Below are 12,730 nucleotides of genomic sequence, written 5' to 3'. Positions count from 1 at the left end.
GATTGGCGCCCATTTCAATATTCTATGGGGCAAGATCACACTGTATTATTGAGGTTTGCATTTGATGTCTTTCTTTTTTGACATCCTAGCTCGTCCAGCTTGGTTAACGATAACCGCTTTTGAATATTCGCTATCAACGCTGCCTGGGCAATAGGTTAACGTGCCATTTGTTCCAGAAGCTAGGCCATCGGGCTGAAAGCGAACCGCTGCGCGATTATAGCTAACAAAATCGTTTTCATTAAATGCAGACGTTTGTTGGAGTAGTTGATCATTTGCATCCAGTTGATTCTTTTTACCTCGGTCAATAAACACACTTAAACCAATTCCCCAATCATTGGCACATTTATTATTTACAATAGGGCATACAGTAACTCTTGAACCATAACTAATGGCCATGTTGCGGGCATATTGAATCGTTTGCTGTATGACTTTAATACTACTTTGCGCTCTTACTTGTTCGTTTATCGCGCTAAAAGAGGGAATGGCGATGAGAGACAATAATGTTGCCACCATGGTTGTTACTATGACTTCTATAAGGCTAAAACCCTTGTGGAATTGAATATTAGGCATGATAGTTCATCCTTAATCTATGTGTAGCATCCAGCTTGAAAGTCATTAGTATAGAAAATAACCAATATTTTCGCTGTGAAATATCTTTTTCTAAATACGCAAAATACCTGCGACAATTTGCTGCAGTTTCAAGTAAGATATTTACCACAAATTTGGTTACCATAAACGTCAGTGACGACAAACGTTTAACCAAAAATTAGCCGATGACAGGAGTATGTAATGAAAAAGGTCGAAGCCATTATTAAACCATTTAAACTTGATGATGTGCGTGAATCACTCGCTGAGATTGGCATTACTGGAATGACAGTGTCAGAGGTAAAGGGATTTGGGCGCCAAAAAGGCCATACTGAACTGTATCGTGGTGCCGAATACATGGTTGATTTTTTGCCTAAGGTCAAAATTGAACTGGTAATCCAAGATGAGCTGTTAGAGCGTGCTATTGACGTGATTGTTGATACTGCCAGAACCGGTAAGATTGGCGATGGTAAAATTTTTGTAACCGATGTTGAACGTGTTATCCGTATTCGTACCGGTGAAGAAAACGAAGAAGCAGTATAAGGCCCACAGGGGCCTTTTTTTATGTGTGTTTATATAGTCAAAATAGGGTGTCAGAGGTAAGTTATGCAACAAAGAATTGTTATCGTGGGTGGTGGGGCAGCAGGTTTGGCATTGGCTTCAAAATTAGGTCGTAAATTCGGTAACAGTTCTTTGGTCGATATCAGTTTGATTGATAAAAATTCAGTGCATATTTGGAAACCCAAATTGCACGAAGTTGCTGTTGGGGTAATTGACCAATCAATTGAAGGGGTGCAATATCGCGATCATGGGCTTAAAAATGGCTATCGCTATATTCGTGGTGCCATTGAACAATGTGATCCACAAACTAAAACAATTCAACTTGCACCTGTCTATAACGACGATGGTGAACAGATCATTAGCGCTCGCCAAATTGAGTATGACACATTGGTGTTAGCGTTAGGCGGGGTGTCTAATAGTTTCAATACGCCAGGGGCTGAAAAACATTGTATTTTTTTAGACAGCCTCGACAGCGCTAATTTATTTCATCACAAATTGATGGATGCCTTACTACAGCTTAATGAAACCCAAGATCAATTAGGTATTGGTATTGTTGGGGCAGGGGCGACCGGTGTTGAGTTAGCGGCAGAACTTCACCATGTTATCGAGTCAGTAAAAGAATACGGTTATCAAAATATTTCAAAAGATCATTTAGATATTAACCTTATTGAAGCGTCCAACAAAATACTGCCACAACTGCCAGAGCCTGTCAGTGCGAGAGCGCAAACCGTCTTATCAAAACTGGGTGTAAAATTACATTTAGGTGTGCAGGTAAAAGAAGTTACTAAGGAAGGATTTGTTACTGCCAGTGGAGAGGTGATCAAAGCGAATATTAAAGTATGGGCTGCGGGTGTAAAAGGGCCAAAAGTGTTTGAAAACTTTAGCCAGCTTCCTGTTACTGCGCGTAACCAATTAGATGTCGATGAATGTATGCGAGTCAAAGGGCTTGCTGACATATACGCTCTTGGTGATTGCGCTCAGCTCATTTTGCCATCAGGTAAGCCGGTTCCCCCACGCGCTCAAGCAGCTGCACAAATGGCCGATCGTCTTTACGCAAACTTATGCTTAAAAATGAAATCACAACCAGAAAAACCATTTGAGTACAAAGACTATGGCTCATTGGTTTCATTAAGCCGCTTTTCAGCAGTGGGTAACTTAATGGGTAATTTACGTTCAGGCGACTTTTTCGTAGAAGGTCACGTTGCACGCTTAATGTATATTTCTTTATACCAACGTCATCTTGCTAGCTTGTACGGTTGGTTTTCTGCATCTGTATACCGTATTGCTCAAAAGCTACTTCGTTGGCAACGACCCAAACTTAAATTACATTAATACTTAATTTAAGGGCTTTCCTATACGAAAGCCTTTTTTTTGCACAATCAAGCCGCTTTTATAGTCGATAAGCGCAATTTAATCTAAATGTACTTGAATTTAAGATTGATCTTGGTAGTTTCTATATTAACGAGTTGTTAATTTGCTTATTGCACCTATGCAATACGCATCTACAAAAAGATAATCAACCTGAGCTCTGGATATGAGATGTATCGACTTTTTTATTATCAATACATTTCTTGTCCAGAGCTCAGGTTAATCAGTGCCTAATGGAGCCAATATGCAAAACCAAATTACACTATTAGAACAAACAAAACATGGTGATTTAAAGCTTATACCAAGTGATTATTCACATGTAGCAGAGCAACATATTGTGCCTGTAACACTGCATGAAATCAGTCGCGCAGCTACCGAATACCCAATTGTATTTGTTAAAAATAGTGATACAAACGAGTTCCAATCAGTTGCAATGTTAGGCTTAAAACCTGGCCAAAACTTAAGTGTAAAATACGGCAAATGGCAAGGTCTTTATGTTCCTGCGGTCGTTCGTGATTATCCATTAGGCTTAGTGTTAAATCCAGATGTTAAAGATAAGGTATGGATTGGCATCCGCGAACAAGCAAAAGAAGTTAGCAAAACCGACGGACAAGCATTGTTTGAAGATGGTAAAGAGACACCGTTTTTAGATGCACGCAAAAAAGCGTTGATCAGCCATTATGAGCAAGATCAGGCGACTCGTGGCATTTTAGGTTTTTTAAATGAAAAAGGCCTATTAATCAGTCAAACACTAACGGTAGATGTGGCTGGTGAAAAGCGCAATATTAATGGTCTTTACGTTATTGATGAGCAAAAGCTTAATGCATTAACTGATGAAGAGTTTTTAGACCTTAAAAAGCGTGGTTTACTTGGCCCAATTTATGGTCATTTAGGTTCGTTAAACCAAATTAATCGTCTCGCAAGGGTTGAAATGCAAGGCAAATAAATATGTGTTAACTAAACACTAAGACACTCATTGAGTGTCTTTTTTTATATTTTCAATAAGATAACTTGTATAATACCAATTCCAGCAATTATCTGGTCATTCAGCGGGAATTCTGTGTCTTCTAGGCAAGTAATAGGATTGTAGGCATAGTTGCTCTCGAAAACTGCTCCTGCGTTGTTCTACCTCCTGCGTCCATGCAGTCGTCGACAACTGCTCCTGCGTTGTTCTACCTCCTGCGTCCATGCAGTCGTACGTCAAAATGCTATTAAGCAGTATAGAAGGCACTGAAACCCGCCTTGTAGGAGACACTCATACTTTCCATTTCTTTGTTGCATCGCCTTAAAAGGGAATAACCATTCTTTCAACAATGCGCCTCAAACTGAAAAGTCTGAGTGGCTCTGATTGTTCACATAATTAATGGAAATGGTATAAGTATTTGATGAACTTGATCTTTAGATACAAAAAAGCCACTCACTGAGTGGCTTTTTTGTTTTTTTATGGTGCCGGCACCAAGAGTCGAACTCGGGACCTACTGATTACAAGTCAGTTGCTCTACCAACTGAGCTATGCCGGCTAAATTGTGGTGCCCGAACCCGGAATCGAACCAGGGACACGAGGATTTTCAATCCTCTGCTCTACCGACTGAGCTATTCGGGCAACTAAACTAAGCGTTAGTTTACTACTTCAAACTAGGTACTAACTTGGTAATCAGTGCCTGTCTCGTCTGGAGTGCGCACATAATATAGCGATGGATTTTATCGTGCAAGTGCTTTTTAAATCTTTTTACTCGTTCGGCTAGTTAATGTGCAAACTGCTGTAATTTTATCTGCTTTTGTTGGTTTTTAGCACAAAAACACGCTTTTGTTTGTACAAGCGAAAGCAAAGCTTGGTAAATACACTATTTATTAATATTCATAACGGCTAACTTAACGGCAATTATACACAGCAATTACCATGACTATTTAACTCAATCGATAGGTGTACATCATTGGGTCATTAACACAGTACCCATCATGACAATTTAGGTGACAGCAAAGCTGTTAACACAACATAGTATAATGTTGAGTCGCTACAATCTTTCTATTTTTTAGAATAAATCTGGCTAATTTAAGGGATTTTCTTTTTTAAAAGTCGCACTAAAATAGGGCTAACTCTTCAAGGAACCTTGGTATGTTTAGTAATTCATCTGCAGGTTATGGTGTAACGGCTATTTTGTTGCATTGGCTATCGGCAATCGTTGTATTTGGACTCTTTGGTTTGGGCTTTTGGATGGTTGATCTCACGTATTACAGCAGTTTGTATCAAACCGCACCACATATTCATAAAAGTATTGGTCTACTGTTATTGGGATTAATCTTAATCCGACTCGTTTGGAAAGGTTTGTCTGCTTCACCTAATGCACTTGAGCATCACAAAACCTGGGAAAAGCAATTAGCCAAATGGGCCCACAGACTACTTTATATGTTGCTGTTATTCATCATGGTGTCGGGCATTATGATTTCAACCGCAGACGGTCGGGATATTTGGATTTTTGACTGGTTTGCCGTGCCATTTCCTAATGCATTTATAGAGGACCAGGCAGATCTGGCTGGTATCGTACATCAATATCTTGCATACACATTAATCACTTTGGTGGTGTTTCATGCGTTAGGAGCAATCAAACATCACATTATTGATAAAGACAACACGTTAACAAGGATGCTCAAACCTGTGCAAAAACAATAACCCATTGTGATTGGCCCGTAACTCATATTTTATATAATTAAGGACGCTATAATGAAAAAACATCTACTTGCAACAATAATAGGCTCATCTTTACTGTTATCTTTATCTGCAAATGCGGCTGACTATGTCATTGATACACAAGGGGCTCATGCTTCAATTCAATTTAGTGTTAGCCATTTGGGTTACAGTTTTGTTGTGGGGCGTTTTAATGAGTTCTCTGGTAACTTCAGTTTTGACCAAGCTAAAATTGCCGACGCTAAAGTGAATGTCAAAATTAATACAACCAGTGTTGACTCAAACCATGCTGAGCGTGATAAACATTTACGTGGTGCAGACTTTTTAAATAGCGATAAATTCCCAGAAGCCAGTTTTGTGTCTACCTCGATTGTTGACAATGGCAACAACCAATTTGTGATAAATGGAGACTTTACTTTTAATGGGGTGACTAAGCCATTGAGCATAGACGCAAAGGCGATTGGTGAGGGTAAAGACCCATGGGGAGGTTATCGTGCAGGTTTTACCGGTAAAACCACGTTTGCAATGAAAGACTATGGTGTAAAAATGGATTTAGGCCCTGCATCAGCAAATGTTGTACTTGATTTGGTCGTTGAAGGAATTAAGCAATAATTGTTTAAAAACCAAAAAAGCCGCTAATAATGAACTGACCCCCAATAATTGTTGTCCAACGATTGGGGGTCAGTTCATAAAGCGGCTTTATGTTTTTATTTTAAGTTTAGGTCTATTATTCGTCTTCACTTGGTGGAACATAGCCTTCGATTTCGACGTCTTTACCTTCAAATAAAAAACTCAACATTTGCGCTTCTAAAAATTTTCTATCATCTACATTCATCATGTTCAGTTTTTTCTCATTGATGAGCATCGTTTGCTTTTTTTGCCATAAGCCCCAGGCTTCTTTACTAATATTGCCATAAATACGCTTACCTAATTCGCCTGGATAAAGCTGAAAATCCAACCCGTCGGCTGATTTATTAAGGTGAAGACACTGAACTGTGCGAGCCATGATGATTCCTTACTAACTTAATTACAAAAAATACTACTGTGTCGCGAAAAGGACGGCTAAATTAGACAAAATACGTTCTGTGGCTGCCGCTAACCCAACTTTCGCAGGTTGCTCTATGTTATACCAGAGAGCGCCATGTTGTTCCATGATACTCGTTGCAGAGTCTGGTGTAATTTCAACCAGTACTGGCTGTATATCGAGATGAAAATGGCTAAAAGTATGCCTAAAGCCTGCAAGACCTTGTGCAGATGCCACTAACTGATGCCTTGCTAAATAATCGGATAATTCAGCGTGCGTCTCAAACTGCGCAAAACACCAAAGCCCTCCCCAAATGCCAGCAGGCGGACGTTGTATTAACTGTACCTTGGTAGCATTTTGGCTATTATCTACCAACACAAGCATATAAGCTGATTTTTCGGGGGTGATTTTTTTAGGTTTTTTCCCTGGGTATAGGCTTTGATTACCTTGCAATTGAGCAATACAATCCACAGCTACAGGACATAATTCGCATTGTGGTTTAGTGCGTGTACACACACTAGATCCAATATCCATCATCGCCTGATTAAATTTTTCAACACCGCTCTTAGGGGTTAACTTTTCGGTTAATTGCCACAATTGCTGCTCAACCGTTTTAATACCAGGCCAACCTGCAATGGCCCCATGTCTTGCTAATACGCGTTTTACATTACCGTCTAAAATGGGATGATGTTGTCCCAAAGACAAGGACAACACCGCGCCTGCTGTCGATTTCCCAATGCCAGATAGGGCCATCACATCATCAAAACTCGTAGGGAATTCACCATTAAAGTGATCCCTAATATGCTGGGCGGCTTTGTGTAAATTTCGCGCTCTCGCGTAGTACCCTAAACCGGTCCAAAGGTGCAATACTTCATCTTGAGGTGCATTTGCTAACTCAACAACAGTAGGAAACCTTGCCATAAACTTTTCATAGTAAGGGATCACCGTTGCCACTTGCGTTTGTTGCAGCATGATTTCTGACACCCAAACTCGATAAGGTGTTTTGTTGATTTGCCAGGGCAATGTTTTACGACCATTTAGGTCGTACCAAGCGATAATACGCTCAGCAAAAGAGGTCACTTTTTTCATGGGCGCAGTGTATCCATAGCGATTTTATTAAACAAGAGTTGGTTGATGATTGGTTTTTATCGCAAGATGAAAATCTCGATGCTAATTTAGCGTAAACATGTGCTGCGACTTTAGGTATAATACGCGACGAATATTTAAATTGATCTAATACAGACAATCATGACGTAATGTTGATGTTAATAGCGATAGGTTTATTTCTGTCACTACGCATAAACCTTATGTAACGTATGTAAGCAATGAGGCAATAATGAGCGACGTTACCACAGCTGAGTTTAACGAAGACGGTAAGTATATTCGTAAAATCAGAAGTTTTGTTTTACGTGAAGGCCGTTTAACAAAAGGACAATCTCAAGCTATTGAGGCACATTGGCCAGCGATGGGCTTAGATTATACACCACAACCACTTGATTTAACTCAAGTGTTTGGCCGTAATGCTGATACCGTCCTTGAAATTGGCTTTGGTATGGGGGCGTCATTAGTACAAATGGCCAGTGCAGCGCCAGAGCAAAATTTTATCGGTATTGAGGTACATAAGCCTGGTGTTGGTGCTTGTTTAGCCGATGCTGGTGAAGCAAAAGTGACAAACTTACGTGTTTATCATCATGATGCAATGGAAGTGTTAGAGCATAGCATTGCTGATGGCTCATTGGCGCGTTTACAATTATTTTTCCCAGATCCATGGCATAAAAAACGTCACCACAAACGCCGTATTGTTCAACCTGAGTTTGTTCAACTTGTGCGTCGAAAACTTAAAGTTGGTGGTGTATTTCATATGGCGACTGACTGGGAAAACTACAGTGAGCATATGTTAGAAGTAATGAACGCCGCAGAGGGTTATAAAAATCAATCACCTACAGGTACTGTGGTTGAACGTCCTGAGCATCGTCCGTTAACAAAGTTTGAAGCTCGCGGACACCGTTTAGGTCATGGTGTTTGGGATATCATGTTTGAGCGCACCGCTTAATTTTATCAACAGGAGACAACATCATGGCGCAAAATCGCAGTCGTCGTTTACGTAAAAAATTACGAGTAGATGAATTTCAAGAGTTTGGTTTTGACATAAACTGGGTGTTTGACGAGTCAGTTTCTGAAGCGGATATCGATGCCCTTGTTGACCAATTTATTGACGAGGTTATCGAGCCTCGCCAATTGGGATTCCACGGTGGTGGGCATAAAGAGTGGGAAGGTATTATCGCCACTCAAGCAATTGGTCAATGCACCGAAGACGACATCGCAGCGGTCAAAGCATTTTGGCAAGGCAAACCTGTGTCTGGTGTAGAAGTCAGCAGCTTGTACGACATTTGGTGGGGATAAACCAAATTGCCTGAGCAATTATTACTTCAAGAAGCGGTAGACAAGGTCAGGCCGCTACTGGGTAAAGGCAATGTGGCAGGATATATTCCTGCCCTTGCCAATGTTAACCCGAATAAAATAGGTATTGCGATTACGACTATCGATGGCACTACCATAGGCGCAGGCGATTACCTCGAGCCATTTTCAATTCAAAGTATTTCTAAAGTGTTTAGCTTAACACTTGCGTTAAACCTATACACAGAAGATGAAATTTGGCACCGCGTAGGCAAAGAACCCTCTGGGCATTCATTTAACTCTCTGGTTCAGGTTGAGCTAGAGCGTGGTAAACCACGTAATCCGTTTATTAATGCAGGCGCATTAATCATTGCAGACCTATTGCAAGCGCGTCTAGGTGCTCCTAAACATCGTATGTTAGAGGTTGTTAGGCAGTTGAGCCAAAACCCCGCAGTGGCTTACGACAAAGTGGTTGCCGACTCGGAGTATCAATTTAGTGCTCGTAATGCTTCTATTGCATATTTAATGAAATCATTTGGTAATTTTAATGGTGACGTTGATACTGTGCTTAAAAGCTACTTTCATTACTGTTCGTTAAAAATGAACTGCGCTGATTTATCTCGAGCCATGTTTTATTTAGCCAATCGAGGTAAAACATTAGACGGCGAAAGCTTGGTGTCACCTGTACAAACTAGGCAGTTAAATGCATTGTTGGCCACATCGGGCTTATATGATGGTGCAGGAGAATTTGCCTACCGGGTGGGTATGCCTGGCAAAAGTGGCGTTGGTGGTGGGATCATTGCTGTTATACCCGGTGATATGTCTATTTGCGTTTGGTCGCCTGAACTTGACATGAATGGCAACTCGCTTGCTGGTACCGCTATGCTAGAACACATTAGTCAACAATTAGGTCGCTCTATTTTTTAGCAAATACCGCGAAATTAATTATTATTGAGATTCGTAAAATAGACTATTTTTTGGTTTATTTTACGAATACACTCCCTTCATTGATTGCTTATTATCCTTTAATAATCTCACCTAATTAAAATAATCATTATAAATTAATGCTTTATGTTTTTTGGCATAACTTGTGCTTTGTAATGAATATCGTTAATCGTTTTTACATAAAAAAGGTTTTTATCATGACCAAACAAAAGTTGATTTGTGGTTTAGCGTTAAGCAGTGTGTTATTGACTTCATTGGCAACGACACCAGCCATGGCCAAAATGTCGTTAAAAGACGAAAAATGTAACGTAACGCTAAATTACGATGTCACTGTCGAGCCTACAAATTTACAAATAAGTGATAACGGCACAGAGAAATACCGTGTTGAATTAGGTCAACTTTACGTTGATGGTAAAAAAATCACCTTAAACAATTCACAGCAAAAAATGCTTAACCAATATTCAGAAGAACTTTCACGTCAAGTGCCTGATGTTATCGATCTTGTCGGCGATGTTATTGCTATTGCAACTCAAGCCGTCAATATGGCTTTGAGTCCTATTTTAGGCGACGGTGCAGGTATGCATATCGATAAATTAATGAACGGTATTCAGCAGCGTGTTGATACAATGGCCTATCAGCAAGGTGATAAGTTTTACCTTGGCTCAACCGAGGCATCAATTGAAAAAACCTTTAACGAAGAGTTTGAGCAAGAAATTGAGCAAATGGTAACCAGTTCGATGGGAACGTTAATGATGACGCTAGGTGGGCAAATAATGTCATCAGAAGGCGGTACATTTGAAGAAAAAATGAATGCTTTTTCGCAAAAAATGGAAAATGTCGGCACCGATATTGAAAAACAGCTTGAATCACAATCACAAGGTTTAGAGGCTAAAGCAACAAAAGTATGTGACAACTTTGCAGAGTTGTTAGTGCTAGAAAAGCAAGCGAGAACCGCAATCCCTGAACTCAGTCCATTTACTTTAGCAACGCTAGGCGAAACCACTCAGTAGTATTTTGTTAACCCTCTCCTTGGCTTCCCCTGTGTCCTATTTAAGACACAGGGGCTTTTTTTATGTGACTAAAACCCTCATGTACCTGCTATCGCTTAACTTCTTTGTTCTGATAAAAAAATTGTCAATTATAAATATAGAGCTACAGAGTGTTTTTTTGTTATACTCACCTAGGGTCAGTTGATCTTTCAAGGTTGTTTTTGTTCGAGTTAAAAACGTGTGAGTCGAGCCGAATGGATTGATGCTTAGTCATTTAAGCAATTCTTTATTCACAAAGAGTCGTTCAACAAAGAGTAAATCGTTTTTAGCAGGGCCTTTCAGGCTGCGCTTGTTGGCCATTTTTACGGCGTTATCGACTTTTTATGTAGAATCACTACACGTTAAAGTCTCTGCCGCGCAGTTGTATTGATGAGTAATTGACAACAATTCGCTGTAAAAATAACCTGAAAAGCTCAAAAACCTACAATACAACAAAAATATACTCTATTTGGGATACGGTGATATTTGCCGATAATAAATGATAAGGTTTGGTAACCTAGTTTTGTTTGTGTTACCCCTCAATCGACAAATATGACAGCGTTGATGTAAATGCGTTACTTTACTCATCAACTTGTGACGCTAGGGCCTGTTGACCTTTCAAGGTTGTTTTTGCAGCCAATTGTTGGCCATTTGTACAAGGCAGAGACTTTGAGGTGTAGTTATTCTACATAAAAAGTCGATAACGCAGTAAAAATGACCAACAAACGCTGCCCACAGGGTTCGGCTAAAAACGTTTTACTCTTTGTTGAACAGATTTTGCTTAGGTGACTAGGCTACAATCCATTCGCCTCGATTAAAACGTTTTTAACTCGAACAAAATTCAACCAGCAAAGATCAATAGGCCCTAGAGTGAACACCAACACCTGAATTTAATTAATGTCGTAAACCAGTTTAAGGCGACTTTCATGTTAGAACTGTTAGAACCTATCGCAATTTTTACTCACGTTGCACGCGCAGGAAGTTTTAGTGCAGCAGCCAGACGTCTTGGCATTTCTAAATCAAAAGTCAGTACTCAAGTTGCAGATCTAGAACACAAACTAGGTGTACAGCTCATTCAACGTACTACACGCAGTTTAAGCCTCACCGAAGCCGGTAATTTATTGTACCTTCAGGGAGAAGAATTACTGCGTGATGCTGAGCAAGCTGTGGCCAGTGTGCATAACTTAAACGACGCGACCCGTGGTGTATTAAAAGTGGGTATTTCGCAGTCTTTTGGCACCATGCATATCATCCCTGCATTGCCTGATTTTATGGCTCGCCACCCTGAGCTTGAACTGCAAGTCAGCTTACTTGACCATAAAGTGGATGTTGTCAGCGAAGGTTTAGATTTATTACTTACCATGTCTGAGCAATTACCATTGGGTATGGTTGCAAGGCCCCTAATGAAATGTCAGTTTTTGCTCGTTGCGTCACCTGGTTATATTGCACAGCATGGCAATATAAGCCGTCCTGAGCAATTAGTTGAGCACAATTGCTTGGTGTATCAAGGTGAATGGCATGAACACAGTATGTGGCAATTTAAAAAAGGTGAAGATTACTGTGAGATTGGCGTTTCAGGTAATTTCCGTGTAGATAATGCTCCCGCCTTAAAATCTGCAGCAGTAAGCGGCTTAGGCATTGTGTATCTTGCCAGTTATTTAATGGAAGATGAGATTGCGCAGGGCACATTAGTGCCGTTACTTCCTGATTGGCAATTAACGCATAATTTACCATTGCAAGCCGTTTATCCACGTCGTAAGCATCTTGCACCTAAAGTGAGCGCATTTATCGACTTTATTAAAACCCATATTGGTAGCCCACCATATTGGGATGCTAAATTCGATCATTTATACAAACTTCGTAAGTAAAAATGGAAACATTGTTCATTTAATAAAACAAAGCCGCACTTTATCCTGCGGCTTTATTTTTAGTTTATTTATATCAATAACTTAAGTTGTTCATTGTTTAGTATTTTAGTGAGTTGTTAATCAATGACTTACTGAAGTTGTCAATGTTTTGTGTTGCAGTCTGTTCTTATTTTAATACAATAGATGCCAGTTGATTCAGAATGATTTGAACATGTATTTTCTGAGAAATGACCCCTTTTCAGTCAATGCCCAAATCGGCACCTAAGCA

At 40.0% G+C, this 12,730-nt stretch carries 13 protein-coding genes and 2 tRNA genes; 10 read left to right on the top strand and 5 right to left on the bottom strand.

The features are described from left to right. Window positions 1–45 precede the first annotated feature (45 nt). Complete coding sequence (locus L2703_RS06275) at window positions 46–570, bottom strand: GspH/FimT family pseudopilin (protein WP_248970273.1); 525 nt, start codon at window positions 568–570, stop codon at window positions 46–48. A 219-nt stretch (window positions 571–789) separates the two neighbouring features. Here L2703_RS06275 and glnB point away from each other — a divergent pair, with 219 nt between their 5' ends. The 3 genes from glnB to L2703_RS06260 all read left to right on the top strand — a co-directional run bounded on the left by glnB (window position 790) and on the right by L2703_RS06260 (window position 3,460). Continuing rightward, window positions 790–1,128 (top strand): nitrogen regulatory protein P-II, encoded by a 339-nt coding sequence (glnB, locus tag L2703_RS06270; RefSeq protein WP_124017158.1) that lies wholly within the window; start codon window positions 790–792, stop codon window positions 1,126–1,128. A gap of 63 nt (window positions 1,129–1,191) precedes the next feature. Beyond that, window positions 1,192–2,478 (top strand): NAD(P)/FAD-dependent oxidoreductase, encoded by a 1,287-nt coding sequence (locus L2703_RS06265; protein ID WP_248970272.1) that lies wholly within the window; start codon window positions 1,192–1,194, stop codon window positions 2,476–2,478. Between the two features lie 280 nt (window positions 2,479–2,758). Next, window positions 2,759–3,460, top strand: a complete 702-nt coding sequence (locus tag L2703_RS06260; protein WP_248970271.1) for a SapC family protein — start codon at window positions 2,759–2,761, stop codon at window positions 3,458–3,460. A 498-nt stretch (window positions 3,461–3,958) separates the two neighbouring features. On the opposite strand, the gene L2703_RS06255 is transcribed toward L2703_RS06260, so the two are convergent. Then, window positions 3,959–4,034 (bottom strand) — tRNA-Thr (locus L2703_RS06255). 7 nt (window positions 4,035–4,041) lie between these two features. Further along, window positions 4,042–4,117 (bottom strand) — tRNA-Phe (locus L2703_RS06250). A gap of 513 nt (window positions 4,118–4,630) precedes the next feature. On the opposite strand from L2703_RS06250, the gene L2703_RS06245 reads away from it, so the two are divergent. Next, window positions 4,631–5,185 carry a cytochrome b gene (locus tag L2703_RS06245; RefSeq protein WP_248970270.1) on the top strand — a complete coding sequence of 185 codons (555 nt, stop codon included), beginning with the start codon at window positions 4,631–4,633 and terminating at the stop codon, window positions 5,183–5,185. A 51-nt stretch (window positions 5,186–5,236) separates the two neighbouring features. After that, window positions 5,237–5,812 (top strand): YceI family protein, encoded by a 576-nt coding sequence (locus L2703_RS06240; protein WP_248970269.1) that lies wholly within the window; start codon window positions 5,237–5,239, stop codon window positions 5,810–5,812. A gap of 115 nt (window positions 5,813–5,927) precedes the next feature. On the opposite strand, the gene L2703_RS06235 is transcribed toward L2703_RS06240, so the two are convergent. Both L2703_RS06235 and mutY read right to left on the bottom strand, forming a co-directional pair. Further along, window positions 5,928–6,206: an oxidative damage protection protein gene (locus tag L2703_RS06235; RefSeq protein ID WP_248970268.1), complete on the bottom strand. Its 279-nt coding sequence runs from the start codon at window positions 6,204–6,206 to the stop codon at window positions 5,928–5,930. A gap of 33 nt (window positions 6,207–6,239) precedes the next feature. Next, the gene (mutY, locus tag L2703_RS06230; RefSeq protein WP_248970267.1) at window positions 6,240–7,313 is read right to left on the bottom strand and encodes an A/G-specific adenine glycosylase; all 1,074 of its coding nucleotides are present in this window, start codon (window positions 7,311–7,313) and stop codon (window positions 6,240–6,242) included. A 247-nt stretch (window positions 7,314–7,560) separates the two neighbouring features. Between mutY and trmB the strand changes: the two genes are divergently transcribed. The 5 genes from trmB (at window position 7,561) to L2703_RS06200 (ending at window position 12,462) form a co-directional block, all read left to right on the top strand. After that, a complete protein-coding gene (trmB, locus tag L2703_RS06225) occupies window positions 7,561–8,277 on the top strand; it encodes a tRNA (guanosine(46)-N7)-methyltransferase TrmB (RefSeq protein WP_248970266.1) in 717 nt (238 codons plus the stop codon). 23 nt (window positions 8,278–8,300) lie between these two features. Continuing rightward, window positions 8,301–8,627 carry a 50S ribosome-binding protein YggL gene (locus tag L2703_RS06220; RefSeq protein ID WP_248970265.1) on the top strand — a complete coding sequence of 109 codons (327 nt, stop codon included), beginning with the start codon at window positions 8,301–8,303 and terminating at the stop codon, window positions 8,625–8,627. A gap of 6 nt (window positions 8,628–8,633) precedes the next feature. After that, the gene (gene glsB / locus L2703_RS06215) at window positions 8,634–9,548 is read left to right on the top strand and encodes a glutaminase B (RefSeq protein ID WP_248970264.1); all 915 of its coding nucleotides are present in this window, start codon (window positions 8,634–8,636) and stop codon (window positions 9,546–9,548) included. Between the two features lie 215 nt (window positions 9,549–9,763). After that, on the top strand, window positions 9,764–10,576 hold the full coding sequence (locus tag L2703_RS06210; RefSeq protein ID WP_248970263.1) for a YggN family protein: 813 nt from the start codon (window positions 9,764–9,766) through the stop codon (window positions 10,574–10,576). Window positions 10,577–11,520: 944 nt separating this feature from the next. After that, window positions 11,521–12,462 carry a LysR family transcriptional regulator gene (locus L2703_RS06200; RefSeq protein ID WP_188916701.1) on the top strand — a complete coding sequence of 314 codons (942 nt, stop codon included), beginning with the start codon at window positions 11,521–11,523 and terminating at the stop codon, window positions 12,460–12,462. Window positions 12,463–12,730 lie beyond the last annotated feature (268 nt).

Origin of the sequence: Shewanella basaltis (assembly GCF_023283885.1) — a bacterium.
GTDB classification, from domain to species: domain Bacteria; phylum Pseudomonadota; class Gammaproteobacteria; order Enterobacterales; family Shewanellaceae; genus Shewanella; species Shewanella basaltis.
The sequence above is the reverse complement of the archived record's forward strand: the minus strand, read 5'-3'. Positions and strand labels throughout refer to the sequence as shown.